Raw genomic sequence first — 24164 nt, forward strand, 5'->3', positions numbered from 1 at the left:
CCATGCGCAATGAAAAACTCTCGGGTGCGGACATGTGTGCGTACCACTTGAGCGAGTGGTGTTCGACCGCCCAGATCCGGTCGAAGCCCATCCGCTCGGCGAGCACGGCCTGCTCCACGCAGTCGCGGATCACCTGGTGCTCCCGCTCCACGGTCGGGTCGGCGAGCTGGGCTTCGAAGATCACGGAGAATTTCACGGTGCCTCCAGGGTTGCGTCCTGTGCCCGGTCTTACTTCAATGAGGAATATGACTAATAGTCAGACGTCGAAGAAGCAAGAGCCGTGGAAGCAGGAGCCCGGGAAGCGGGAGCTGCCGCCGACCGCGTGGGCGGTTCTCGGCCTTCTTTCCTTCCCCGGGGAGCGCACGGGCTACGAGCTGAAGAAGTGGGCGGACTCCTCGCTCCGCTTCTTCTACTGGTCGCCCGCCATCAGCCAGATCTACGCCGAGCTGCGCCGCCTGGAGGAACTGGGATACGCGGCTTCCGCGCGCTCCGGCCCCGAGGAGGCCCGGGCCAAGCGGCGGTACGCCATCACCGACGCGGGACGCGAGGCGCTGGCCGGCTGGGCCGCCGGTGCGGCGGAGGCCGGGCCCCCGGTGCTCAAGCACGGACTGCTGCTGCGGGTCTGGCTCGGCCACCTGCACGAACCCGAGCGGCTGCGCGCGATGGTCGGCGAGCACCTGGAGCGCACCCGGGCCGAGCTGGCCGCCGTACGGGAGGCCGTGGCGCAGGCGGGCGAGGTCCCGGAGTGGGCCTTCCCCGCGCTGGCGCTGCGCTGGAGCGAGCGCCAGCACCTGGCGGAACTGGAGCTCGGCAAAGCCCTCCTCGCCGATCTGGCCGCGCTGGACGAACCGCCCGGCGCGGGCCGTCAAGCCGACGGGGACGCGCCCACGCCCGGGTGACGGCGACGCGGCCGCCGCCGCCCGCGCGGGGGCCCACAACCCCGACGGGAAGCGGCCGGTGCGCCTCCGCGGGGCCTTGCACGGGCGGTCCCTTCGCACCTTCGGCGCACTAGCATGCGTCCTCATCGCGCGCGGCCGGTCGGGACACCGCGTCCGCGCGGGGAGCCGCCGTCGACGGAAGCGAGAGAACCTTGACTTTCCTCACCATCGGTCACCGCGGGGTCATGGGTGTCGAACCGGAGAACACCCTGCGGTCGTACCTCCGAGCGGAACGTTCCGGCATGGACGTCATCGCCCTGGACGTCCAGCTGTGCAAGGACGGCGCCCTCGTCGCCCTGCACGACCCCGAGGTGGACCGGACCACCGACGGCTCGGGGGCCGTCGCCGACCTGACCCTGGCCGAACTGCGCGGACTCGATGCCGGTCAGGGCGAGCGCGTGCCGGTGTTCGAGGACGTACTGGACGCGGTCCGTACCCCGCTCCAGGTGTCCGTACGGGACCGGGCGGCGGCCGGGGCGCTCGCGGAACTGCTGCTGCGCCGCGACCTGACCGCCCGGGTGGAGGTGGCCTCCTCCGACGGGACGCTGCTCACCGAGGTCGCGCGGCTGGTACCGGGCGTCCGGACCGTCCTGCACGCGGCCGCTCCCGACGAGGCTGCCGAGGACGTCGTGCGCCGGGCCACGGCCGCGGGTGCGGCGGCGGTCACCCTGGACATCCGGCGGCTCAGCCTGGCGGCCGTCGAAGCGGCGCACGCCTCCGGCCTGCGGGTGACCGGCCGGGCGGTCAACACCCTCGACCTGCTGCGGCTGGCGCGGGCGCTCGAACTGGACGGCGCCGTCACCGACTTCCCGGAGATCCGCAGCACGGGCCGCTTCACCGCGTAGCCGCGGGGCCGCTCCGGCTACAGCGGCTTGACGAGCAGCTCGAAGGCCAGGTCGTCGCGGCGCGGGACGCCGAAGCGCTCGTCACCGTAGGGGAAGGGGCTCAGTTCGCCGGTGCGCCGGTAACCGCGGCGCACGTAGTAGGCGATGAGCTCCTCCCGTACGTTCACCACCGTCATCCGCATCTCCTTGGCGCCGCCCGTGTCACGGGCGCGGCGCTCGGCCTCGGCCAGGATCTCCTTGCCGAGGCCCGCGCCCTGGAGCCCCGGGCGGACCGCGAACATTCCGAAGTAGGCGTGGTCGCCCCGGAATTCGAGCTGGCAGCAGGCGACGGTCTCGCCCGCGCGCTCGACGACCACCAGGGTGCTGTCGGCCGCGTCGATGATCTGGCGGACACCGTCGGCGTCGGTGCGCTGCCCGTCCAGGTAGTCCGCCTCCGTGGTCCAGCCCGCCCGGCTGGCGTCTCCCCGGTACGCCGACTCCACGAGGACCACCAGCTCGCTCACGTCCGCCTCGACGGCACTGCGGAAGCTGAGGGCGGCGGGGTTGGCGGTCGACATCGGCGACTCCGTTCTGCGCGGGGGCATGTGACATGCCGAATACGGCAGGGAGAGCCTAACCCGGGTCCGCGTGAAGGAGCCGCGAGAGGGGCATCCCTTCCCCTGAAGCCGACGAACCGGGAGGTTCCGCCGTGCACGGTTCCGCGATGTCCTCCGCCGACACCGCCTCCGCCTGGCTGCTCGTCGTCCTGTGCGCGGTGAGCGGGGCGTACTGCCTGCGGCAGGTGCGCAGATCGGGCGGGGCCGCAGCCGGAGAGGCCGTGATGGCCTTCGGCATGGCGCTCATGGCGGTACCCCTCGGGGACCGTGACGGGTGGCAGGCGCTGGCGCTCGGCACGGTGTTCTGCGCCGCGGCCCTGCACGCGGTGTGGCTGCTGCGCGGCGGGGTGCACCACGCGCACCACCTGGTGGGCTCGCTGGCCATGGCCTACATGGCGCTGACGGCGGCGGCCGGCTCCGGCCACGGCGACGGCCACGGCACGGGGCCGTCCCTGGTCACCGGGCTGCTGCTGCTCTACTTCGCCGGGTACGTGCTGCTGGGCGGGGCCCGGCTGGTGGCGGCGGGCGGCGGCGGGCGAGGCACCTACCCGGTGGCGTCGTCGGCCGAGCTGTCCCGGGCGTGCCGACTGGCCATGGGAATCGGGATGTTGGCGATGCTGCTGATGATGTGAGGGCGCGCGGTACGTGTCCTGCGTCACCAATGCGCCGGGACCGTACCCGCAGGTAGCCCCGCGCTCATAGGCTGGCGGCCATGATGGTCCCCGTCGCCCTCCTGCTGCTCGGCGCCCTGACCGCGGTGCTCGCGCCCCGGCTGCTGGCCCGCGCCCGCTGGCCCGAGCGCGAACCCGTGGTGGCCCTGTGGGCCTGGCAGTGCGTGGTGGGCGCGGTGCTCCTGTGCTTCGGGCTGTCGATGCTGCTGAGCGCGGCCGCGGCCTGGCACGCGGTACGCGGCCGGCTCTTCGCCGCCGCCCCGCACGGGGTCGTCGACGCCTACGCGCTGGGCGCCTCGGGCGGTCCCTGGGCCGCCGGCACCGCGCTCGTACTGGCGGGCGGGGCGCTGTGGACCGCGGCGATGCTGGCCCGGGAGGTGCTCGGGGCGCGGGCCCGGCGGCGCGCGCAGGGCAGCGAACTGCTGGTGCGGGCCCCGCTGCTGCCCGGGGAGGAACCCACGGGCGCGCGGCTCGTCGTCCTGGAGGGCCCTCGGCCGGACGCCTGGTGGCTGCCGGGGGCGGCCCCGCAGCTGGTGGTCACGACGGCGGCGCTGGGCCGGCTGAAGGGGAGCCAGCTCGACGCCGTGCTGGCTCACGAGCAGGGGCACGCGGCAGCCCGGCACGACTGGCTGCTGCACTGCTCGCGGGCCCTGGCCGGGGGTTTCCCGCAGGTACCGGTCTTCGCGGCCTTCGAGGCGGAGATGCACCGCCTGGTCGAACTGGCCGCCGACGACGTGGCCTCGCGGCGGTACGGCCGGCTCACGGTCGCGCTGGCCCTGGTCGGGCTGAACGAGGACCGCGGGGCGTTCGGACCCTCCGCGGCCCCGCAGGCGCACGTCCAGGAGCGGGTGCGCCGGCTGCTCTCGGCGGCGCCCCGGCTCTCCGCGATGAACAGGCTGCGGCTGACGGCTCTGGCCTCCCTGGTCCCGGCGGTTCCGCTGCTGGTGGCCTTCGTACCCGGGCTGAGCGCGCTGGGGTAGCGGCCCGCGCGGCTTCGGGGTCCTGGGGCGGTCGGTGCGAGGATCGCCCCATGCGGAACGATCACTTGCGCCGGGCGGGCATCGGCTGTGCGCTGCTCGCGGCCGTACTGACGGCGCTGGTGGTGGCGGGGTGGACGCCCCTCCTCTCGTTCGACGGGCGGGTGGTCCGGGACCTCCACCGCCATGCCGTCGGCCACCCCGGGGTCACCCTGACGGTGCGGATCTTCAGCGACTGGGTGTGGGACCCCTGGGCCATGCGGGCCCTGGCCGCCGCGGCCTGCGTCGTGCTGTGGCTGCGCGGCCGTCGGGGACGGGCGCTGCGGCTGGCGGTGGCGGTGCTCGTGGCGACCGCGGTGCAGCAGGGGCTGAAGGCGCTGGTGGGGCGGGAGCGTCCGCAGTGGCCGGATCCGGTGGACCGGGCGGATTTCGCGGCCTATCCCTCGGGGCACGCGATGACGGCGACGGTGGTGTGCGGGCTGCTGCTGTGGCTGCTCCCCCGCGGCACCCCGCGGTGGGCGGTGGTCACCGCCTGGGCCGCTGCCGTGGTCTCGGTGCTCGGGGTGGGCTTCACCCGGATCTACCTCGGGGTGCACTGGCCGTCGGACGTAGTGGGGGGCTGGCTGCTGGGCGTGGCCCTGGTGGCGCTCGTCATCGCCGCACCGGGACCCGGCCGGGAGTGTGCCTGCCCTGGGCGATCCCCCGTGTCACCCAGAGCAGGCGGCCCCGCGCGCTGAGTATATTGGCTCCGAGCCAGTCAACGCAGGAGTAAGCATGTCCCCGCGCAGCGCATCGGTCAATGAAGAATTGCGCAGACGTTCCCGGGAGCGGCTGCTCCAGGCCACGGTCGAGCTCGTCGCCGAGCGCGGCTACGAGGCCACGACCCTCGGCGACATCGCCGACCGGGCGGGCGCGGCACGCGGCCTGGTCTCGTACTACTTCCCGGGCAAACGGCAGTTGCTGCAGTCGGCGGTGCACCGGCTGATGCACCTCACCCTGGACGCGGCCCTGGAGCGCGAGCCGCGCAGCGACGACGGGCGGGAGCAGATGGCGCGCGCCATCGACGCGATCCTCGGGCTGGCCCGGGACCAGCCGCTGCTGATGCGGACGCACATGGCGGGCATCCTCACGGCCGAGGGCTTCGTGCGGTGCCCGGAGCAGCAGCGGCTGGCGGAGCTGCTGCGGGACACCGTCGTCCGGTACGGCTCGCCGGACGCGGACGCGGACTACCCGCTGCTGCGGGCCCTGCTGATGGGCGCGGTGGTGGCGGTCCTGCTGCCCGGCGCGCCCATGCCGCCGGCCCGGCTGCGGGCCGAGCTGTTCCAGCGCTACGGACTGGACTGGGAGCTCGGTGTTCCGCCGGACGGCGGGCCGCCCGGCGGAACGATTCACTGAGTCACCGGATCAGGTCGACAGCCGGATCAGGCGGATCAGGCGGACCACCGGGCCGCGAGGCCCTCCGCGGTCAGTGGTACTCGGGCTGCGTCTGGACGTTGAGCCGGTCCATCCACACCCACTTGGCGCTCTCGGTGCGCCAGTCGTCGAGCCTCAGCACGTCGAAGCCCTTGGCGATGTCGTTCGAATAGATGTGGCCGTTGTAGTAGTACGCCGACCAGGAGCCGCCGAGTCCGAGCGCGTCGGTGGTCAGCGGGCCCCGTTCGAAGTAGCCGATCTCCTTGGGCCGGGCGGAGTCGGTGAACTCCCACACGGAGACACCGCCCTGGTACCAGGCCTGCACCATGATGTCGCGGCCGCCGCCGACCGGGATCAGCGAGCCGTTGTGGGCCACGCAGTTCTCGGTGTCGGCCTGGTGGCGCGGGATCTTGAAGTAGCTGCGGAAGGCGAGCTTGCGCTGGTCTCCGCGGCCGGTGATGTCGTAGATCCCGTCGGCGCCGTGGTCGGGGCCGGTGGCCGCGTTGCAGGTGGCGCCGCCACCGCCGCCGAGCTCGTCGGTGAACACCACCTTGTTCGCCCGCTCGTTGAAGGTCGCCGAGTGCCAGAACGCGAAGTTCACGTTGTCCTGCACGCGGTCGATGACCCTGGGCTGCTCGGGCCGGCTGATGTCGAAGAGGATGCCGTCGCCCATGCAGGCGCCGGCGGCGAGGTTCTTCGAGGGCAGCACGGTGATGTCGTGGCAGCCGGTGGTCTTGGAGACGCCCGGGTTGGCGGGCCCGCCCGGGTTGCCGCCGTCCGGGAACAGGACCGGGAAGGCGACGACCGCGGCCCTGGTCGGCGCCTTCTTCGGGACCTTCACCACCGAGATGCCGTCGTGCGGCGGCTTGCAGTCGGGGAAGGCCTCGTTCGGGGAGTACGAGGCGACGTACACGTAGATGTCACGGCCGTCCGGGACCAGGGTGTGGGTGTGCGAACCGCAGTTGGTCTCGACGGACTTGACGTACTTGGGGTTCTTCTTGTCCTTGATGTCGAAGATCTTGATGCCCTCCCACGAGGACTTCTCCGTAGCGGGCTGCGAGACGCTGTTGCACGAGTCGTCGCTGCGCGAGGAGTCGGTGGAGAGGAAGAGCAGGTCCCCGTGGACGGAGATGTCGTTCTGGCCGCCGGGGCACAGCACCTGGCTGACGGTCTTCGGCGCCCTCGGGTTGGCGATGTCGTAGATCGTGAAGCCGTTGTAGTTGCCCGCGTAGGCGTACTTGCCCTGGAAGGCCAGGTCGGTGCTGATCGTCGCGCTCGCGGCGAGGGGGACGTTCGCCAGGTGCTTGATGTTCTTGCTGTGCACGATCTCGTCCTGGCCGGGGATCTCGCCGGGGGCGAGCTCCCTGCCCTCGACGAGGCCCGCGTCCTGCCGGCTGCCGCCGCCCGGGGCCAGGTCACCCGGGTCGGGGGTGGCGGCCGCCGGCCCGGCGGTCAGGAGCGTGGCGAGCAGCCCGGCCGCCGCGACGGCCGCCGCCACCCTCCCTTTGCGCACTCTCGTGCTGTGGAACGAGCTCACTGTGCCCTCCCATGGGAGTCCGGTCGGTTCCGCTCGATGGGGGATCGGAACCCGGACCCCGGCAGTATCTTCCTTTCCATGGACATGGCAAAAGACCCCCGGAGGCGCGAGGCCCCGGGAACAGGGCGGGGCCGGTTCGCCGCGGCGGTCGTGGCCGCCGGCCTCCTGCTGGTGCTCACCGGCTGCCAGGACGAGGACCGGTCCGCCGGGGCCGCGGGCGCCGAGGACGGCCGGACCGTGGTCCTCGCACCGGGCAAGCCGGGCGAGAAGGCCCGCACCCTCACCCCCGAACAGGCCGAGGGGGAGAAGCCCGACGACAGCCCGAACGCCGCCGACCACTCCTACGTACAGGGCATGATCGAGCATCACCGGCAGGCGCTGACGATGAGCGCGCTGGCCCCGCAGCGGGCCTCCGCGGACGGGGTCAAGCGCCTGGCGGAGCGGATCGCGGCCGCCCAGCAGCCCGAGATCGGGGCGATGGAGAGGTGGCTGACCCTCCACCCCGCCCCGCCGGCGGGCACCGGCGGGCACCGCCACGACCACGCCGCGATGCCCGGCATGGCGACGGAGGAGCAGCTGCGGGAGCTGACCGGGGCAGCGGGCGCCGACTTCGACCGGCTGTTCCTGAAGCTGATGACCGCGCACCACGAGGGCGCCCTCAAGATGGCGGGGCAGGCGCTGGCCGGCGGCAACAACGTGGCGGTCGAGGAGATGGCCACCGAGGTGGTGGCGACGCAGACGGCCGAAGTCCACCGGATGCGCGCGATGGGCTGACGGCCCGGGCACCCGGTGTCATGCTGGGACCACCTGCGGGAGGAGCTCCGCCGTGCTTCGTATCGCCGTCGTCGGATCGGGCCCCAGCGGGGTCTACGCGGCCCAGACACTGGTGCAGCAGCGCGAGGTGCCGGGGGTGCGGGTCGACGTACTGGACCGGCTGCCGGCACCGTACGGGCTCGTGCGGTACGGGGTCGCCCCCGACCACGAGAAGATCAAGTCACTTCAGGGCAGCCTGCGCACCGTGCTCGAGGACGAGCGGGTCCGGTTCCTCGGGAACGTCGAGGTCGGCGGGGAGCTGCTGTCCACGCGGCGGCTGCTGGAGCTCTACCACGCGGTGGTGTACTGCGTGGGCGCGGCGCGCGACCGGATGCTGGGGATCCCGGGCGAGGAGCTGGCCGGGGTGCACTCCGCGACCGCCTTCGTGTCCTGGTACAGCGGGCACCCCGACGCCGTCGCCGAGGCCTTCGGACTGACCGAGGTGGACTCGGCGGTGGTGGTCGGCGCGGGCAACGTCGCGGTGGACGTGACACGGATCCTGGCCCGGGGCGAGGCGGAGCTGGCGCCGACGGACATGCCGCAGCCGGCGCTCGGCGCGCTCGCCGAGAGCGGGGTGCGGCGGGTGGCGATGGTGGCCCGGCGCGGCCCCTCGCAGGGCAAGTTCACCACCAAGGAGCTGCGCGAACTGGGCACGCTGCCCGGCGTCGACGCCGTGGTGGACCCCGCAGAGGCGGCCCTGGACCCGGTCTACGGCGACCCGGCCGCGGCCGCGGCGCTGCCCGCGGTGGCCCGGCGCAACCTGGAGGTGCTGCGCGGCTGGGCGGAGCGGGGGCCCGGCGACGCGGGGCGCCGCATCGACCTGCGGTTCTATCTGCGCCCGGTGGAGGTCCTGGGCGGGCCCGACGGCCGGGTGAGCGGCATGCGCTTCGAGCGGACGGCCCCGGACGGCCGCGGCGGGGTGACCGGGACGGGCGTGTTCGAGGACATCGGGGCGCGGCTGGTGCTGCGTTCGGTGGGGTACCAGGGCGTCCCGCTGGCGGGGCTGCCCTTCGACCCGGCGAAGGGCACGGTCCCGCACGCGGCGGGCCGGGTGGTGCGCGCGGGCCGGGCCTCGGTCGGCGAGTACGTGGCGGGCTGGATCAAACGCGGTCCGACCGGGGTGATCGGCACGAACCGGCCCTGCGCCAAGGAGACCGCGTCCTCGCTGCTCCAGGACGCGGGGGTACTGGCCCGGCGGGAGCTGCCCGGCGACCCGCTGCACGCGCTGCGCGCGGCGGGCCTGCGCCCGGTGGAGTGGCCGGGCTGGCTGGCCGTGGAGGCCGCCGAAGCCGACCTGGGCCGCTCGCTGGGCCGCCACTCGGTGAAGATCCCCGACTGGCAGGGCCTGTTGGGCGCGGCGGGGCTGGCCTAGGGCCTGTCGTCAAACCCCCGTCGTCGCCCGGTGCGGCGAGAGCGCGTGCCAGGCGTCGCGGGGCAGACGGGAGTTTGACGACAGGCCCTAGGCGCCGGAGCGGGGCTGGTCGGGTCAGGCCGGGGCCAGCCGGGTCTCCTCGGCCGCGGCGGCCGTGAGGACGCTGTCGAGGAGGCCGGGGAACAGCTCCTCCAACTCCTCGCGGCGCAGGGCGTTCAGCTTGGTCGTGCCGCGGTAGGTCTGCCGTACGACGCCGCTCTCCCGCAGCACGCGGAAGTGGTGGGTGGTCGTGGACTTGGTGACCGGCAGATCGAAGGCGGAGCAGGCCAGCGCCGCGGCCGAGCCGTCCAGGTCCCGGACGATGGAGAGCCGGACCGGGTCGGACAGCGCGTGCAGGACGCCCTCCAGGCGGATCCCGGCCGCTTCGGGGTGGGCGAGGGCGCGGGCCGCGTCACGTTCCGTCATGTCCCTGCTCCGCTCGTTCGCCTTGGTCGGGCCCCCCATCGTACGAGAGTCTTCGTATGAGCCGGGCCGGGTGCGGCCCGGCGTCACCGCAACCGGCGCTTCACCAGGCCCGGTCGTACGGGGCCGGGGTACGGATCTCCGCGCCCAGTTCGACGGCCGCGCGGCGGGCCCAGTACGGGTCGCGCAGCAGTTCCCGGCCCAGCAGGACCGCGTCGGCCTCGCCGTTGGCCAGGATCTTCTCGGCCTGCTCCGGTTCGGTGATCAGGCCGACGGCGGCCGTGGGCAGGCCCGTCTGGGCCTTGACCCGGGCCGCGAAGGGAACCTGGTAGCCGGGGCCGACCGGGATCTTCGCCCCGGGCGCGAGCCCGCCGGTGGAGACGTCGAGGAGGTCCACCCCGTGCTCCCGGAGCAGCGCGGCCAGCCGGACCGTCTCGTCGGCGGTCCAGCCGTCCTCCTCCAGCCAGTCGGTGGCGGAGATCCGGAAGAACAGCGGGAGCTCCTCGGGCCACACCGCCCGTACGGCGTCGACGACTTCGAGGGCGAAGCGGGTGCGGTTGGCGAAGGAGCCGCCGTACTCGTCGGTGCGCCTGTTGCTGTAGGGGGAGAGGAACTCGCCGATCAGGTAGCCGTGGGCGCCGTGGATCTCCACGACCTCGTAGCCCGCCGCGAGGGCGCGCTCGGCCGCGGCCGCGAACTGCCCGACGATCTCGCGGATCTCATCGGCCGTCAGCTCGTGCGGAACCGGGTGGGATTCGGCGAACGGCACGGCGCTGGGCGCGACGGTCCGCCAGCCGTGCTCCTCGGGGCCGACGGGGGCGCCGCCCTTCCAGGTGCGGTCGGTGGATCCCTTGCGTCCGGCGTGGGCGATCTGGATGCCGGGGACGGTGCCCCGGGCCTTCAGGAAGCCGGTGATCCGGCGCAGCGCCTCGACCTGGGTGTCATTCCAGATCCCGAGGTCGTACGGGGAGATCCGGCCCTCCGGGGAGACGGCGGTGGCCTCCTGGATGATCAGGCCGGTGCCGCCGGCGGCGCGGGCGGCGTAGTGGGCGAAGTGCCAGTCGTGAGCCACGCCCGCGGTGGGGCCTGCGGGGTCGGCGCTGTACTGGCACATCGCGGCCATCCACACGCGGTTCGGGACGGTGACCGAGCGCAGCGTGCAGGGCGTGAACAGGGCGGCGAAGGCAGCGGGAGCAGCAGGGGCAGCACTCATCAGGGCTCTCCAGACGTCACCGGGCACACCGGGGATCGGCGGGTAAGTACGAGACTCACCGTACTACGAAACCCCTCGTACTACGAGACTTCTCGTACAAGCGCGTCGAGCTCGGCCCGCAGCGCCTCCGCCAGCGCGGGCAGGTCCGGGACGGCCGCCGCGTCGGCGACGAGCCCGTAGTGCGCGGTCCCCTTGTAGGTGGAGACCGCGACGGCCAGGGTCTGGCCGTGGGCCAGCGGGGCGAGCGGGTAGACCTCGCGGACCCGGCTCCCGCCGAGGGAGAAGGTCAGACCCGGCAGCGGGACGCTGGTGACCAGGATGTCGAAGAGCAGCCGGGCGGCCTGGGCGACGAACGGGCCGCCGAGGCGGTGACCGAGCGGGTGGACGTGGTCGGCGAGCAGGGCGACGGCCCCCGCGCCGCGGGCCGGTCCGGCGTCCTTGTTGCGGTCCATCGCCGCCCGTACGCGGTCCAGCCGCAGCAGCGGGTCGCGCTCGGCGAGCGGCAGCCGCAGCAGGTAGCCGGAGAGCCGGTTGCCCCCGCCGCCGGGCCGGCCGCGGCGGGAGACGGGGATCAGGGCCCTCGGTCCGGGCCCGCAGGGCGCGGGGTCGCCCCGGCCCTCCAGCCAGCGCCGCAGGCCGCCCGCGACCACGGAGATCAGCACGTCGTTGACGGTGCCCCCGGCGGCCTTGCGGACGAGGGCGACCTCGTCGAGGTCGAGCGCGAGACCCGCGACCGTACGGGCTCCGGCGCCGGCGGCTCCCGCGGTGAGCACGCCGGGGATCCCGAGCGGCAGCCCGGCGCGGGCCACGGCGGCGCCGATCTCCAGGGCCTGGCCGACCTCCTGGACCCGGGCCGCGAGCACCCCGGGCAGCCGCCGCAGGGCGGAGCCGGCGCGCTGCTCGGGCACGGGCCGCCGCCCGGGGCCGGGCCGTGCGGGCCGCCGCGGCTCCGGGCCCTCGTCGAACAGCGCCGCGGCCAGGGCGAGCGCGCCCAGGCCGTCGGCGAGGGCGTGGTGGAACTTGAAGAGCACGGCGAAGGAGTCCGGGTCGGGCCCGGCCAGTACGTGCGCCTCCCAGGGCGGCAGCCCCCGGTCCAGGGGCCGGGCCATCAGCGGGCCGGCGGCGGTGTGCGCGAGGGGCTCGTCGGTGCGGTGGAGGAACACGTGCCGCGCCGGGTCGAAACCGGGGTCGGGCGACCAGGCGGCCGCGCCGACCGGCAGCAGGACGTCCCGGATCCGGCGGCGCAGGCCCGGCACGGCGGCGCAGCGGGCGGTGAGCAGCTCGGCGGCGTGTTCGGCGGCGCCGGGAACGCCACCGGCCGCCGAGAAGACGGCGAGGGCGCCGAGGTGCATGGGGTGGGCGGCGGATTCGATCCGCCAGAAGGCGAGGTCGAGCGGGGAGAGGTGCTCGGTTGCCACGTACGTCCTCTCGCGTGCGGCTGCGGTGGCCTGAAGTCAATCCATTCCGAACACCTACATGCAAGTAGCAACCATTTCTCGATCGTAAATGAGTGGTAAATGATCGGTATCTACCAGCGGCTCGGAGCGCCGCACCGCCCGCCGGGCCGCTGTCAGTGGGCGGGTGCAGACTGGCCGAAAAGCTCCGAAAGCATGGACGACGAAGTCCGGAGGTACCGGCCATGGCCGACGTACTGCTGCTCGTGGGTACCCGCAAGGGGCTCTTCATCGGCCGCCGCCGTGGCGCGGCGCCGTGGGAGTTCGACGGCCCCCACTTCAATGCCCAGGCCGTGTACGCGGTCGCCGTCGACCGGCGCGGACCGGCGCCCCGGCTGCTGGTCGGCGGGGACAGTTCGCACTGGGGGCCGTCCGTGTTCAGCTCCGACGACCTCGGGGCGACGTGGCAGGAGCCCGCCGCGGCCGCGGTGAGGTTCCCCAAGGACACCGGCGCCTCACTGGAGCGGGTCTGGCAGCTCCAGCCCGCCGGACCGGAGGCCCCGGACGTGGTCTACGCGGGCACCGAGCCGGCCGCGCTCTTCCGCTCGGTGGACCGCGGCGAGTCCTTCGAGCTGGTCCGTCCGCTGTGGGAGCACCCGAGCCGGGGCAGCTGGCAGCCGGGCGGCGGGGGCGAGGGCCTGCACACGGTGATCACCGATCCGCGCGACCGGGACGCGGTGACCGTGGCCGTCTCCACCGCCGGGGTGTTCCGGACGAAGGACGGCGGCGCCAGCTGGGAGCCCTCCAACGACGGGGTGTCCGCGGTGTTCCTGCCCGATCCGCACCCCGAGTTCGGCCAGTGCGTCCACAAGATCGCCCAGGACGCCGGGAACACGGACCGGCTGTACCTGCAGAACCACTGGGGCGTCTACCGCAGCGACGACGCGGGGACCCGGTGGACCGACATCGGCGGCGGACTGCCCTCCGACTTCGGCTTCGCGGTGGCCGCCCACCCCCACCACCCGGACACCGCCTACGTCTTCCCGCTCAACGCCGACTCCGACCGGGTGCCGGCCGGGCACCGGTGCCGGGTCTTCCGCACCCGGGACGCGGGCGCCAGCTGGGAGCCGCTCACCAAGGGCCTGCCCGACGGGGACCACTACGGCACGGTGCTGCGCGACGCGCTGTGCACGGACGACGCCGATCCGGCGGGGATCTACTTCGGCAACCGCAACGGCGAGCTGTACGCGAGCCACGACGACGGCGAGACCTGGCAGCTGCTGGCCGGGCACCTGCCCGACGTGCTCTGTGTGCGGGCGGCGACGATCGGCCAGTAGAGTGATCCACCGTGGCAGCACGACCGTTGAACGAGATCGTCGAGCCGGGCTGGGCCCGGGCTCTGGAGCCGGTGGCGGGTCAGATCGCCGCGATGGGCGACTTCCTGCGCGCCGAGATCGCGGCGGGCCGGACCTACGTCCCGGCCGGGGCCAATGTCCTGCGCGCCTTCCAGCAGCCCTTCGACGAGGTGAAGGTGCTGATCGTGGGCCAGGACCCCTACCCCACCCCGGGGCACGCGGTGGGCCTGTCCTTCTCGGTGGCGCCCGAGGTGCGGCCGGTGCCGCCCAGCCTCGACAACATCTTCCTGGAACTGCACCGGGACCTCGGCACCGGCCGCCCCGCGAACGGCGACCTCACGCCGTGGACCCGGCAGGGCGTCCTGCTCCTCAACCGCTCGCTGACCACCGCGCCCCGCCGGTCCAACGCCCATCAGGGCAAGGGCTGGGAGGCCGTCACCGACCAGGCCATCCGCGCGCTCGCCGCACGCGGCAAGCCGCTGGTGTCCATCCTCTGGGGCCGGGCCGCCCGCAATCTGCGGCCGCTCCTCGGCGAACTGCCGGTGGTGGAGTCCTCCCACCCCTCCCCCAAGTCCGCCGATTTCGGGTTCTTCGGATCCAGGCCGTTCAGCAGGACGAACCAGCTGCTGACGGACCAGGGGTCACAGCCTGTGGACTGGCGCTTGCCGTCCGTCAGTTGACCCTGTCGGCCCTTCACCGGATAAATACGGACAGATGCCACCGGAGAAGGCCCTGCCCGAACACCCTGTTCCGATAAGCCAGTAGCATGCGGCGCCATGAGCTCCCCCACTGGGCCCGCAAATGGCCTGCCCGTACGAAGCCCGCGACCCCGCCAGACCGGACGGCACCGCCGGCCCGAGCCCGCGGCGGCGCCCGAGGGCGCGCCCGCGCTGGTGCTCGCCGTGCCCGGTGTCCCTTCGGCCGCCTCGCGCGGGCTGGCGGAAGAGATCATCAGCATCGGCCGCTCCGAGCTGCCGGGCCTCGACGCCCGCATCGGCTTCCTCGAGGGTGACGACGCCTCCGAGTTCCCGTCCCTGTCCGGCACGCTGACCGCCGTCGCGGGCGAGCGCGCCGCGCGTGCGGAGTTCGCCCGCGCCGCCGGTCACGAGGTGCCCGCGCCGACCGGCCCGGACGCCGTGGTGGTCCCGCTGCTGGCCGGCCCCGACGGCGATCTGCTCCGCCGGATCCGCCAGGCCCTGATGGACTCCTCGGCCGCGGCCGAGCTGGCCGACGTGCTCGGCCCGCACCCGCTGCTCGCCGAGGGCCTGCACGTGCGGCTGTCCGAGGCCGGTCTGGCCCGCGCCGACCGCGCCCGCCTGTTCACCGTGACCACCGCCGCCGACGGCATCGTGCTGGCCACCACCGGCGGCGAGGAGGCCGTGCAGGCCGCCGGGATCACCGGGATGCTGCTCGCCGCCCGGCTCGCCGTGCCGGTGAAGGCCGCCGCGCTCGACGAGGAGGGATCGGTGGCAGCCGTCGCCGACCAGCTGCGCCGCGAGGGCTCCACGCTGCTCGCGCTCGCCCCGTACCTGATCGGCCCGGAGGCCGCCGACGGGCTGCTGGACACCGCCTGCAAGGACGCCGGCTGCGCCGCCTCCGAGGTGCTGGGCGCCTACGGTGCGCTCGGCAAGCTCGCCGTCGCGCAGTACTCCGCGGCCCTCGGGCTCACCCAGGGCGCCTCGGCGCACTGATTCCGCTCGCGCACACCACGAGCAGGGGCCCCCGCCTGAACCGGCGGGGGCCCCTGCTCGTGGTGGAGTCAGCCGAAGACCACGCAGGTGGCCGCGGGCACGGCCACCGAGCCGGCCCGGCGCGGCTGCCCGGTCCCGGGATCGACGTCGAACCAGGTGACGTCCCCGGAGTGCTCGTTGGCCGCGTACAGGCGGCGCCCGGCGGGGTCGGCCGCGAGATCCCGCGGCCAGCTGCCGCCGCAGCCGACGACACCGGTGAGCTCCGGCTTCTCGGCGCCCGCGGCCAGCGACAGCGTGGCGATGGCGTCCGTCCCGCGGATCGCCGCCCAGACGAACCGGCCGTCGGGCGAGGCAACGACCGCCGAGGGGTAGGCCCGTACGGCCCCTGAGGGGCCCGCGGAGGCGATCGGAACCTCGGCGACCGGTTCCAGTTGGCCGGCGGTCGCGTTCCAGCGGCAGACGGTCAGCTGCGGCTCCAGCTCGTGCAGGACGTACGCGACCGTGCCGTCCGGGTGGAAAGCGAGGTGCCGGGGTCCGGTTCCGGCGCGCAGGACGGTCTCGGTGTGCGGCAGCAGTCCGCCGGTGGCCGGGTCGAGCGCGCAGACCCGTACCGAGTCGGTCCCGAGGTCCACGCTGAGCACCCATCGGCCGCTCGGGTCCGGCAGCACCTGGTGGGCGTGCGGCCGTTCCTGCCGGTCGGGGTCGGGGCCCGATCCCTCGTGCGCGAGGACGGCAGCGGGGCCGCCGGGGCTGCCGTCGGCGGCGAGCGGGAGGCTGCTGACCCCGCCCGAGGTGTAGTTGGCCGTGAGCAGGCGTCCGCCGGCGAGGCTGAGGTGGGTGGGCCCGGAGCCGCCGACGGGGACCGGCTCGCCGAGCGGGGCGAGACCCTCGGCGGTGGGCGTGAAGGCGGCCACGGCTCCGCGCCCGGTCTCGCTCACCGCGTAGAGCACGCCCCCGCCGGGGGCCAGGGCCAGGTACGAGGGGTCCGCGACGGCCGCGACGGTGGCCGCGAGCGGGGTCAGCGCCCCGGTGGCCGGATCCACGGCCGCGGTGGTGACACCGCGGCCGCCCCCCGAGGTGAACGAGCCGATGTAGGCCCGGTGTCCGCCGCTCTGGTCCGTCTTCTCCGCGCCGTCCACGGGCTGTTCCTCTCCGCCGTTCCGGATCCGTCCGGAGCCGACGGTAACAGAAGGTCTATACCAAATCCCGTCCCTGGGCCCGGTCCTGTGCGCCCGGGTGGTGGACGTACGCGGTACTGCTCGGCCGGTCCTCGTAGGTGCGGTGGAAGACCGGGGTCGCCGAGCCGGAGATCGGCGGCACGATCCAGGACCAGTCGGCGCCGACGTCCCGGCCCTTGCGCTCCTCCCGTTCCAGGTGGGACAGGAAGCGCCGGGACTCGGTGTGGTGGTCGGCGATGGTCACCCCGGCGCGGTCGAAGGAGTGCAGGACCGCCCGGTTGAGCTCGACGAGCGCCCGGTCCTTCCACAGCGAGCGGTCGCTGGAGGTGTCCAGGCCGAGCCGGCGGGCCACGGCGGGCAGCAGGTTGTACCGGTCGGTGTCGGCGAGGTTGCGGGCGCCGATCTCGGTGCCCATGTACCAGCCGTTGAACGGTGCGGCCGGGTAGTGGATGCCGCCGATCTCCAGGCACATGTTGGAGATGGCGGGCACGGCGTGCCAGCGCAGCCCCCACTCCGCCCAGCCCTCGTCGTCGGGGTGGCCGATCGGGACCTCCAAGACGGCGTCCCGGGGGGTGTCGAACCAGCGGGGTTTGTCGTCGACGCCCTGCACCACGAGCGGCAGCAGGTCGAAGGGGGTTCCGGCGCCGCCGGACCAGCCGAGCCGGAGCAGGGACTCGGTCAGCGGGGCGTTGCGGGCGTCGCCGACGGTGACGGAGTGGTGGTCCCCGTAGCCGGCGTACCGGACCAGCTGTTCGCTCCAGATCAGCGGACCGGGACGGTCCGGGGCGTCCGGGGCGAAGACCGTGATCGTGGGCCGCACCCGGCCGCCGTTGGTCGCCTCGCGCAGGTGCTCGAAGCACTCCGCGGCCACGCCCTCGGCGTCGGTCGTCTCCCGCCGGTCGCGGACCCGCAGGGAGTTCCAGTAGAGCCTGCCTATGCAGCGGTTGCTGTTGCGCCAGGCCACCCGGGCCCCGTGGACCAGCTCCTGGGGCGTGTGCCGGTAGGTGCCGGTCTCCGCCAGTTCGGACCGTACGGCGGCGAGCCGGTTGCGCGGATCACCGGTATCCGCGCCATCCGGGTGCTCCCTGTGGAAGAGTCGGATGAACTCCTCGGCCGCTTCCCACACCTGAGCGGTGCTGGAGCGCTGTTGAAGTATTTCCATTCCGGGCCGTTACCCCCTGTCCGAACAGATCCACCCTGTACATGCCGGATGAATGTGCAGTAAACAATCACCCGTTGTACATGCCGCAGGTCAGCGCTGCGGGCAAGGGCCGTACGGAACACTCCTCCGAGTGATCTTCACCGATCGGCCTGCGGTCCGGAGTCGAAGAGGCGTACGATCCGCCGCAACTCGTCAGCGGCAGGGCCGGCTCATGAAGAGCGCCTTCTCCCCGGACGCGGGGGTGCCGCCGTACAGGGTGGTGTCGAGTCCGCACAGGGTGAACCCCATCCGCCGGTAGGCGTGCACGGCAGGGGCGTTGACGGAGCTGACCTCCAACCACAGGTGTCCGGCGCCCCGTTCGCGGGCGAAGTCCGCCGCGCACTCCATCAGCGCGCGGCCGATGCCGCGGCCCCGGTGGCCGGGTGAGACCTCGATGTCCTCGACGGTCAGCCGCCGGTTCCACGCCGCGTAGCCCACGGCTGCGAAGCCGCACACCAGGCCGCCGTCGAGCGCCACGTACGTCCGTGCGTCCGCGCCGGCGCCCGCCCCGCCGCCGGAGCCCTGCTCGTCGTGCTCCTCGGGCGGGAACTCCTTGTACAGGGGCGGGTCCGCCGGGACCTCACGGAGCAGGAACCCGAACCCGGCGCCGTCCGGGGGAACCACCTCGAAGACGGTGTCGGTGGTGAACGAGCCGTCGAGGGCCTCGATGGCCCCCGCGTCCTCGGGGCGGGCGGGGCGGTAGACGATGCCGTCGGCGGAGCCGTGTGCGGTGGTCATGAGATCCACGGTACGCAAAAAATCCCCCGGCGGAATTCGTTGCCGGAGGAAGGGAGAGCGTATATTGAATGGTTCATGACTTCGCGTGGAAACGAAGACATGAGGAAGCTTTCGAGGACACTGTATCGCGGCAGGAGTGCAATTGTCAACCGAGGAATTCCGGAAAGAGCAGCAATTCGTCACCGACCTCTATGTCCGCCTCGACCATCTGCGTGACCTGGCCGAACGCGCAGTCGAGGGGGCATTGCGCGAGGTCGGGAACGGCGCTCAGGCACGTCTGGAGCGCGATGTACTGGTCGCCGAGCAGTCGGGCCTGCTTTCCGCGCTGAATGCAGGAGAGAACGGCCTGTGTTTCGGCCGTCTGGAGTTCTCCGACGGCCGTGACCACCACATCGGCCGCATCGGAATCCGCGCGGACGACGCGGAGCGCACACCGCTGGTCCTGGACTGGCGGGCGGAGGTGGCCCGGCCCTTCTACCTCGCCACCGGCCACACCCCCATGGGCCTGCGCCGCCGCCGGCACATCAGCAGCCGCGGGCGGGTGGTCACCGCACTGCACGACGAGATCCTCGACCTGACCGACGCGGAGCGCACCGGCTACGAGGGCGCCGACGCGGACGCCGTGCTGCTCGCCGCGCTGGACGCCGCCCGGACGGGCCGGATGCACGACATCGTGCGCACCATCCAGGCCGAGCAGGACCGGGTGATCCGCTCCCCGCACCGCGGAGTGCTGGTCGTCGAGGGCGGGCCCGGCACGGGCAAGACGGCGGTGGCCCTGCACCGGGCGGCGTACCTGCTGTACGCGCACCGCGAGCTGCTCGCCAAGCGCGGGGTGCTGATCGTGGGGCCGGGCCCGGCGTTCCTGGGCTACATCGGCGGGGTGCTGCCGGCGCTCGGCGAGACGGGCGTCCTGCTCGCCACGCCGGGCGAGCTGTACCCCGGTGTCCACGCGACGGGCACCGACCGGCCCGGAGCGGCCGCGGTGAAGGGCCGGGCCTCGATGGCGCGGGTGCTGGCGCGGGTCGTCGAAGACCGGCAGGGCCTGCCGGAGTCGGTGCCTGCGGGCACCGGCGAGGAGTACGACACCGTGCCCGAGCCCGCGCTGGAGATCGACCACGACGACTACGGGACGCTGCTGCTGGACCGCACGATGGCCCACGAGGCGCGGGACCGGGCCCGGGCCACGGGGCTGCCGCACAACCAGGCCCGGCCCTCCTTCGCCTTCCGGATCATCGACGCGCTCACCGCGCAGCTCGCCGACCGGCTGGGGGCGGACCCGTACGGCGGCCCGAACCTGCTGGGTCCGGACGACGTGGCCCAGCTGGGCAAGGAGATCGCGATGAGCACGGCCGTGCACGCGGCGATCGACTCCCTGTGGCCCTCCCTCACCCCCGAGCGGCTCGTCGCCGACTTCCTGGCCGCGCCCACGCACCTGCCGGCGCACGAGGCGGAGCTGATCCGGCGCGAGCCGTCGGCGCGGCCGGACTGGACCCCGGCCGACGTGCCGCTGCTGGACGAGGCGGCGGAACTGCTCGGGGAGGACGACAGCGCGCGGCGCGCCGCCGAGGAGCGCGAGCGGCAGCGGCGCATCGCGTACGCGCAGGGGGTGCTGGACCTTTCGGAGGGTTCCCGGTCCTACGAGTTCGAGGACGAGGAGAACGAGTACCTCGCGGCGCACGACATCATCGACGCCGAGCGGATGGCCGAGCGCCAGGAGGAGGCCGACCACCGCAGCGCGGCCGAGCGGGCGGCCGCGGACCGCACCTGGGCCTTCGGGCACGTCATCGTGGACGAGGCGCAGGAGCTGTCGGAGATGGCGTGGCGGCTGCTGATGCGGCGCTGCCCGACCCGTTCGATGACGCTGGTGGGCGATCCGGCCCAGACCGCCGAGGAGGCGGGCTGCGGCTCGTGGGAGCGCATCCTGCGCCCGTACGTGGGCGAGCGCTGGGAGCTGGTCCGGCTGGGGGTCAACTACCGTACGCCCGCCGAGATCATGGAGGTGGCGGCGGCCGTACTGCGGGAGCGCGATCCCGCCTTCGCCCCGCCGAGCTCGGTACGGGCCACCGGGGTCCGCCCCTGGGCGCGGGCGACGGACGATCTGGCGGGGGCGGTCGCGGAGGCGGTGCGGCGGGAGCTGCCCGCGGAGGGACGGCTCGCGGTGATCGCGCCGCGGGAGCTGCACGCCTCGCTGGCCGGCGGGCTGCCGGGGGTACGGGCCGGGGCCGAGCCGGATCTGACCCGGGACGTCGTCCTGCTGGATCCGCGCCAGGCCAAGGGGCTGGAGTTCGACACGGTGATCGTGGTGGAGCCGGCCGGCCTCCAGCCCAGCGACCTGTACGTGGCGCTGACCCGGGCCACGCAGGCCCTCGGGGTGGTGCACACCGCCGGCCGGTTGCCGGCGGGGCTGGAGGCGGCCGGGGAGGGGCTGCTCAGGCGCTGATGACCAGGGGTGCCCGCGGGTCGGTGCGCAGCGGGGCGGCGAGCGCGACGAGCGCGTGCTCGAGGCCGTGCAGGTGGGCGAGGGCCGGTTCCGCGGGCGCGGCGGGCCGCGGCCGGGGCGGGGCGATGGGCTCGGGGGTGCTGTCGGGCGCGGTGAGCGCCTCGACGGCGGCCTCGACGCGCCAGCAGGCGGCGGCCAGCCTGGCGTCGTGCGAGGCCTGCGGGTCCGCGGCGACGGCGACCAGCCCGCGCACCTCCCGGGCGCATTCGTCGAGCAGCGCCAGGACCTGCCGGGCCCTGGCCTTGCGGGCGCGCAGCGGGCTCAGCGGGTGGACGAGGGGCGCGAGGGCCATCCGTACGCGGCCCAGCAGCAGTTCCAGCTCGGCGGCGTGCGGGGCGGGGTCGGCCTCGGGGTTGCCCGCGAGCCGGTCCAGAGCGGCCGCGGTGGAGGCGCGGACGCAGTGCAGGGCGCGCTGGATCCAGGCGTCGTTGGCGGCGTGGGTGGTCACCGGGAGGATGATCACGACGGCGAGGGCCGCGCCGAGCGCGCCGATCGCGGTCTCCTGGAAGCGCAGGAGCAGCAGCCCGGGGTGCAGGACCCCGAGGAGGCCGTAGAGCAGCCCGGCCATGACGGTGACGAAGAACATCATCCAGGAGTAGGAGGGAGCCGCGGTGTAGAAGATGCCGAAGACGCACACGGCGACGAGCGCGGCGGTCGGCGCGGGCGCGCCGTGCAGCGGTACGGCGATCAGCAGCCCGGCGGCGATGCCCAGCACCGTGCCGAGGACGCGGCGGAAGCCCCGGACGAGGGTCTCGCCCCGTGAGGCGGTGTTCACGAAGATCCACCAGGCGGTGCCCACGGCCCAGTACCAGCGGTCCTCGGAGAGGGCCTGGCCGATGGCGAGGGCGAAGGCGCAGGCGGCGGTGGCCTGGAAGGCCTGGCGGGTGGTGGGCCGGGCGAGGCCGGTGCCCGGCAGGCCGGGCGGGGCGGGGCGGGCGGGGTGCGCCGCTCGATGGGCCACAGCACGAAGCGCACGGCCGCGGAGGCGAGGAGGGCCAGCCCGACGGCGGCGTACAGCTCGGGCAGCTGTCCGGGCACGGCGTGCAGGAACTGGGTGACGAAGAACATCATGAAGCCGAAGATCCCGAGGGCGTGGCCCCGCGGGCCCCGGCGGCGTGCGTAGACCCCGGCGAACACGACGGCGAGGAAGGCGGCGTCGCGGGCGAGCGGCAGCCCGTGCAGGGTGGTGGCCAGCGCGAGGACGGGGAATCCGGCGACGGGCAGCAGGGCGGTGGTGACGCGCTGGGCGCGGACGCTCGCGTCGACCACGGTGAAGAGGGCCAGCAGGGCGGCCAGTCCCCCGGTGATGGAGGCGGTCAGGGAGAGGCCGCACAGTTCCGCGAGGGCCACGGCGGCGCCGACGCCGATCACCGCACGGGCCGAGTTGCGCAGTCTCAGGCGCCCCGGGTCAGGAGCCACGAACATCCTCTTCACGGCGGTGTGCCGCCCCCCTTGCAGTGGTGCGCGCCGGCCCGCCGCCGCCCGGGGGTGGTGGGCGGAGAAACGGGCACGGCGAAGGCGCCGCGCTCCGGATCCGGCCTCGTTGCCGTCCGGCGCTGCGCGGCGCCGTAAGTACATGGATACGCCACAGATAAGCACCTGGGGGCCCACTGGCTCAACACGGCCTCGGTGGACTGTGCCATTGGCCCGGTCACGGATCGCGATCTTCGGCCATCGGAGGGCCAACGGACCGGTCCGGGCGGGCGCGGTCGGTTCCGGGCCCGTCCCGTGATTTCCGTGGCCGGAACGTGGAACGGTGGTGGCATGCCTCCCTCGACGGGCGGCACGGCCGGGAACGGGTGACGCTGGCATGGTGTCGGAGCGCGACGGCTTGGAGGCGCGGCTGCGCGCCGTGGAGGAGGCTCTGGAGCGGATCGGGACCTCCGGTGATGAGCGGGGGACCTGCCGGGAGCTCGCCGGATTCCTGTTCCGGACGCTGTGCGACGCCGCCGCCGTGGACATGACCGGCCGGGGCGGGGTGCACGGCCGGGTGGCGCAGGCCGGTGCGACCGATCTGCTGCGGGACCCCTCCCCCGGGGCCCCGCCCGCGGTCCGGTCCCTGGACCACGGGCGCACCGTGGAAACCTGGACCGGGCAGGCCGGGGGCCGGCCCCTGTACCTGGTGTCGGTCCGGCTGGCCGGGCCGGGCGGGGGCGAGGCGTACGGCAGGCTCCTCGCCGTACGGGCCGGCCGGGACTTCGACGACCACGAGGCGGCCACCCTGCACTTCGCGGCGCGGCTGGCGGGCGTCCACATCGGGTACGCACGGCGGCAGGCGGCCACCGAGAAGACGGCGCTCGACCTCCAGCGGGCCCTCGTCTCCGAACCGGGCCGGCCGCACCCGAACCTTGAGATCGCCAGCCGCTACCTTCCGGTGGGTTTGCGCTCCCTGGTCGGCGGCGACTGGTTCGAGACGGTCCGGCTGCACTTCGGCCGCACCCTGCTGGTGGTCGGGGACGTCATGGGGCACGGTCTGGACGCCGCCGTCGACATGAACGCCTACCGGTCCGTCCTGCGCGAGGTCGCCTCCACCGAGCTCGCCCCGCACCGGGTGCTGCGCCGGCTCGACACGCTGTCGGCCTCAGACGACCGGCGGCGGCCGGCGACCTGCCTGCTGGTACGGATCGACCCCGCGCGCGGCATCGCCCTCTACGCGAGCGCGGGGCACCTGCCGCCCGCCGTGTTCGGCGGCGACGGCACGGGCGAGCTGCTCGACGTGCCGGTGGGTCCGCCGCTGGGCACGGGCATCGGCGGCTACGAGGCACTCGCCCGGCCGATCTCCGCCGACCAGACCCTGCTGCTGTACACGGACGGCCTGGTGGAACGGCGGGGCGAGGACATCGACACCTCACTGGCCAGGCTCGCGGGCCTGCGCCTCGCGCCGGGGGCGCCGGTCGAGGACATCGTGACGGCGGTCTGCGACGGGCTCGACGCGCATCACGCGGAGGACGACGTCGCCGTGCTGGCCGCCCGCCTGCGGCCCCGGCCGGTGCCGCCCGCCGGCAGGTGACTCCGGCAAGTGAGTCCGGAAGGTGCGTTCCGGCGGGTGCGTTCGGGCGGGTTCCGGCCATCTTCCGGTCACCCGATGGAAATCAGCCGAATCACAGGGGCGCCGTGCCGCGCCCGCACGGGCTCGCGCACGGGTGGCGGGCAGGGCTCCCACGGGCCCTGGCGGCGCGGACGGCGGAACGGCGGCACCGGAAGAGCCGGTCGGGCATGGATCCATTTCAGGACATGACGCGCGACGCCAACTGAACTGCGGGGTCCGCA

Annotated in this window: 21 protein-coding genes and 2 pseudogenes; 13 read left to right on the forward strand and 10 right to left on the reverse strand. The window is 74.1% G+C overall.

Annotated features, from left to right (window positions below; all coding sequences use genetic code 11):
- Nucleotides 1–13 precede the first annotated feature (13 nt).
- Nucleotides 14–196, reverse strand: a pseudogene (locus tag ACTVZO_RS05555) (LLM class flavin-dependent oxidoreductase); the annotation flags it as partial.
- A 49-nt stretch (nucleotides 197–245) separates the two neighbouring features.
- Between ACTVZO_RS05555 and ACTVZO_RS05560 the strand changes: the two are divergent.
- On the forward strand, nucleotides 246–899 hold the full coding sequence (locus ACTVZO_RS05560; RefSeq protein WP_443297296.1) for a PadR family transcriptional regulator: 654 nt from the start codon (nucleotides 246–248) through the stop codon (nucleotides 897–899).
- Nucleotides 900–1090: 191 nt separating this feature from the next.
- Nucleotides 1091–1783, forward strand: a complete 693-nt coding sequence (locus tag ACTVZO_RS05565; protein WP_443297297.1) for a glycerophosphodiester phosphodiesterase — start codon at nucleotides 1091–1093, stop codon at nucleotides 1781–1783.
- 17 nt (nucleotides 1784–1800) lie between these two features.
- Here ACTVZO_RS05565 and ACTVZO_RS05570 read toward each other — a convergent pair whose 3' ends face one another.
- Nucleotides 1801–2340 (reverse strand): GNAT family N-acetyltransferase, encoded by a 540-nt coding sequence (locus ACTVZO_RS05570; protein ID WP_443297298.1) that lies wholly within the window; start codon nucleotides 2338–2340, stop codon nucleotides 1801–1803.
- Nucleotides 2341–2486: 146 nt separating this feature from the next.
- Between ACTVZO_RS05570 and ACTVZO_RS05575 the strand changes: the two genes are divergently transcribed.
- From ACTVZO_RS05575 to ACTVZO_RS05590, 4 genes are all read left to right on the forward strand, one after another.
- Nucleotides 2487–3011, forward strand: coding sequence for a DUF5134 domain-containing protein (locus tag ACTVZO_RS05575; protein ID WP_443297299.1), 525 nt, complete (start codon nucleotides 2487–2489; stop codon nucleotides 3009–3011).
- 80 nt (nucleotides 3012–3091) lie between these two features.
- Entirely contained in the window at nucleotides 3092–4030 is a 939-nt protein-coding gene (locus ACTVZO_RS05580; RefSeq protein WP_443297300.1) for a M56 family metallopeptidase, read from the forward strand.
- Nucleotides 4031–4080: 50 nt separating this feature from the next.
- Nucleotides 4081–4764: a phosphatase PAP2 family protein gene (locus ACTVZO_RS05585; RefSeq protein ID WP_443297301.1), complete on the forward strand. Its 684-nt coding sequence runs from the start codon at nucleotides 4081–4083 to the stop codon at nucleotides 4762–4764.
- Nucleotides 4765–4801: 37 nt separating this feature from the next.
- On the forward strand, nucleotides 4802–5422 hold the full coding sequence (locus ACTVZO_RS05590; RefSeq protein ID WP_443297302.1) for a TetR/AcrR family transcriptional regulator: 621 nt from the start codon (nucleotides 4802–4804) through the stop codon (nucleotides 5420–5422).
- 70 nt (nucleotides 5423–5492) lie between these two features.
- On the opposite strand, the gene ACTVZO_RS05595 is transcribed toward ACTVZO_RS05590, so the two are convergent.
- Nucleotides 5493–6977, reverse strand: a complete 1485-nt coding sequence (locus ACTVZO_RS05595) for an LVIVD repeat-containing protein (protein ID WP_443297303.1) — start codon at nucleotides 6975–6977, stop codon at nucleotides 5493–5495.
- 78 nt (nucleotides 6978–7055) lie between these two features.
- Between ACTVZO_RS05595 and ACTVZO_RS05600 the strand changes: the two genes are divergently transcribed.
- Both ACTVZO_RS05600 and ACTVZO_RS05605 read left to right on the forward strand, forming a co-directional pair.
- On the forward strand, nucleotides 7056–7751 hold the full coding sequence (locus ACTVZO_RS05600) for a DUF305 domain-containing protein (protein WP_443297304.1): 696 nt from the start codon (nucleotides 7056–7058) through the stop codon (nucleotides 7749–7751).
- Between the two features lie 52 nt (nucleotides 7752–7803).
- Complete coding sequence (locus ACTVZO_RS05605) at nucleotides 7804–9162, forward strand: FAD-dependent oxidoreductase (protein WP_443297305.1); 1359 nt, start codon at nucleotides 7804–7806, stop codon at nucleotides 9160–9162.
- A gap of 114 nt (nucleotides 9163–9276) precedes the next feature.
- Here ACTVZO_RS05605 and ACTVZO_RS05610 read toward each other — a convergent pair whose 3' ends face one another.
- The 3 genes from ACTVZO_RS05610 to ACTVZO_RS05620 form a co-directional block, all read right to left on the reverse strand.
- On the reverse strand, nucleotides 9277–9627 hold the full coding sequence (locus ACTVZO_RS05610; RefSeq protein ID WP_443297306.1) for an ArsR/SmtB family transcription factor: 351 nt from the start codon (nucleotides 9625–9627) through the stop codon (nucleotides 9277–9279).
- Between the two features lie 100 nt (nucleotides 9628–9727).
- Entirely contained in the window at nucleotides 9728–10837 is a 1110-nt protein-coding gene (locus tag ACTVZO_RS05615; RefSeq protein WP_443297307.1) for an NADH:flavin oxidoreductase/NADH oxidase, read from the reverse strand.
- Between the two features lie 80 nt (nucleotides 10838–10917).
- Entirely contained in the window at nucleotides 10918–12255 is a 1338-nt protein-coding gene (locus tag ACTVZO_RS05620) for a wax ester/triacylglycerol synthase family O-acyltransferase (protein ID WP_443297308.1), read from the reverse strand.
- A 221-nt stretch (nucleotides 12256–12476) separates the two neighbouring features.
- Between ACTVZO_RS05620 and ACTVZO_RS05625 the strand changes: the two genes are divergently transcribed.
- The 3 genes from ACTVZO_RS05625 to ACTVZO_RS05635 all read left to right on the forward strand — a co-directional run bounded on the left by ACTVZO_RS05625 (nucleotide 12477) and on the right by ACTVZO_RS05635 (nucleotide 15277).
- On the forward strand, nucleotides 12477–13568 hold the full coding sequence (locus tag ACTVZO_RS05625) for a WD40/YVTN/BNR-like repeat-containing protein (RefSeq protein WP_443297309.1): 1092 nt from the start codon (nucleotides 12477–12479) through the stop codon (nucleotides 13566–13568).
- Nucleotides 13569–13579: 11 nt separating this feature from the next.
- The gene (locus ACTVZO_RS05630; protein WP_443297310.1) at nucleotides 13580–14266 is read left to right on the forward strand and encodes a uracil-DNA glycosylase; all 687 of its coding nucleotides are present in this window, start codon (nucleotides 13580–13582) and stop codon (nucleotides 14264–14266) included.
- A gap of 96 nt (nucleotides 14267–14362) precedes the next feature.
- Entirely contained in the window at nucleotides 14363–15277 is a 915-nt protein-coding gene (locus ACTVZO_RS05635; protein WP_443297311.1) for a hypothetical protein, read from the forward strand.
- A gap of 68 nt (nucleotides 15278–15345) precedes the next feature.
- On the opposite strand, the gene ACTVZO_RS05640 is transcribed toward ACTVZO_RS05635, so the two are convergent.
- The 3 genes from ACTVZO_RS05640 to ACTVZO_RS05650 all read right to left on the reverse strand — a co-directional run bounded on the left by ACTVZO_RS05640 (nucleotide 15346) and on the right by ACTVZO_RS05650 (nucleotide 18394).
- Nucleotides 15346–16416, reverse strand: coding sequence for a lactonase family protein (locus ACTVZO_RS05640; protein ID WP_443297312.1), 1071 nt, complete (start codon nucleotides 16414–16416; stop codon nucleotides 15346–15348).
- A 55-nt stretch (nucleotides 16417–16471) separates the two neighbouring features.
- A complete protein-coding gene (locus ACTVZO_RS05645; RefSeq protein WP_443297313.1) occupies nucleotides 16472–17617 on the reverse strand; it encodes a nitric oxide synthase oxygenase in 1146 nt (381 codons plus the stop codon).
- Nucleotides 17618–17809: 192 nt separating this feature from the next.
- Entirely contained in the window at nucleotides 17810–18394 is a 585-nt protein-coding gene (locus ACTVZO_RS05650) for a GNAT family N-acetyltransferase (RefSeq protein ID WP_443297314.1), read from the reverse strand.
- Between the two features lie 142 nt (nucleotides 18395–18536).
- Here ACTVZO_RS05650 and ACTVZO_RS05655 point away from each other — a divergent pair, with 142 nt between their 5' ends.
- Nucleotides 18537–20834 (forward strand): HelD family protein, encoded by a 2298-nt coding sequence (locus ACTVZO_RS05655; protein ID WP_443297315.1) that lies wholly within the window; start codon nucleotides 18537–18539, stop codon nucleotides 20832–20834.
- Here the strand turns inward: ACTVZO_RS05655 and ACTVZO_RS05660 are convergent.
- Nucleotides 20824–22319 (reverse strand): annotated as a pseudogene (locus ACTVZO_RS05660) (FUSC family protein). The gene ACTVZO_RS05655 and the pseudogene ACTVZO_RS05660 sit on opposite strands and share 11 nt — an antisense overlap.
- 385 nt (nucleotides 22320–22704) lie before the next feature.
- On the opposite strand from ACTVZO_RS05660, the gene ACTVZO_RS05665 reads away from it, so the two are divergent.
- A complete protein-coding gene (locus ACTVZO_RS05665) occupies nucleotides 22705–23904 on the forward strand; it encodes a PP2C family protein-serine/threonine phosphatase (RefSeq protein ID WP_443297316.1) in 1200 nt (399 codons plus the stop codon).
- Nucleotides 23905–24164: the final 260 nt, after the last annotated feature.

Origin of the sequence: Streptomyces sp. IBSNAI002 (genome assembly GCF_052244475.1) — a bacterium.
GTDB lineage: Bacteria > Actinomycetota > Actinomycetes > Streptomycetales > Streptomycetaceae > Streptomyces.

Excerpts from the sequence above, each read along its gene's own strand:
- ACTVZO_RS05590 (WP_443297302.1), top strand. The coding sequence starts at position 4,802 with ATGTCCCCGCGCAGCGCATCGGTCAATGAAGAATTGCGCAGACGTTCC.
- ACTVZO_RS05665 (WP_443297316.1), top strand. The coding sequence starts at position 22,705 with ATGGTGTCGGAGCGCGACGGCTTGGAGGCGCGGCTGCGCGCCGTGGAG.
- ACTVZO_RS05635 (WP_443297311.1), top strand. The coding sequence starts at position 14,363 with ATGAGCTCCCCCACTGGGCCCGCAAATGGCCTGCCCGTACGAAGCCCG.
- ACTVZO_RS05570 (WP_443297298.1), bottom strand. The coding sequence starts at position 2,340 with ATGTCGACCGCCAACCCCGCCGCCCTCAGCTTCCGCAGTGCCGTCGAG.
- ACTVZO_RS05600 (WP_443297304.1), top strand. The coding sequence starts at position 7,056 with ATGGACATGGCAAAAGACCCCCGGAGGCGCGAGGCCCCGGGAACAGGG.
- ACTVZO_RS05650 (WP_443297314.1), bottom strand. The coding sequence starts at position 18,394 with ATGACCACCGCACACGGCTCCGCCGACGGCATCGTCTACCGCCCCGCC.
- ACTVZO_RS05585 (WP_443297301.1), top strand. The coding sequence starts at position 4,081 with ATGCGGAACGATCACTTGCGCCGGGCGGGCATCGGCTGTGCGCTGCTC.
- ACTVZO_RS05615 (WP_443297307.1), bottom strand. The coding sequence starts at position 10,837 with ATGAGTGCTGCCCCTGCTGCTCCCGCTGCCTTCGCCGCCCTGTTCACG.
- ACTVZO_RS05580 (WP_443297300.1), top strand. The coding sequence starts at position 3,092 with ATGATGGTCCCCGTCGCCCTCCTGCTGCTCGGCGCCCTGACCGCGGTG.
- ACTVZO_RS05560 (WP_443297296.1), top strand. The coding sequence starts at position 246 with ATGACTAATAGTCAGACGTCGAAGAAGCAAGAGCCGTGGAAGCAGGAG.
- ACTVZO_RS05645 (WP_443297313.1), bottom strand. The coding sequence starts at position 17,617 with ATGGAAATACTTCAACAGCGCTCCAGCACCGCTCAGGTGTGGGAAGCG.
- ACTVZO_RS05625 (WP_443297309.1), top strand. The coding sequence starts at position 12,477 with ATGGCCGACGTACTGCTGCTCGTGGGTACCCGCAAGGGGCTCTTCATC.
- ACTVZO_RS05610 (WP_443297306.1), bottom strand. The coding sequence starts at position 9,627 with ATGACGGAACGTGACGCGGCCCGCGCCCTCGCCCACCCCGAAGCGGCC.
- ACTVZO_RS05575 (WP_443297299.1), top strand. The coding sequence starts at position 2,487 with ATGTCCTCCGCCGACACCGCCTCCGCCTGGCTGCTCGTCGTCCTGTGC.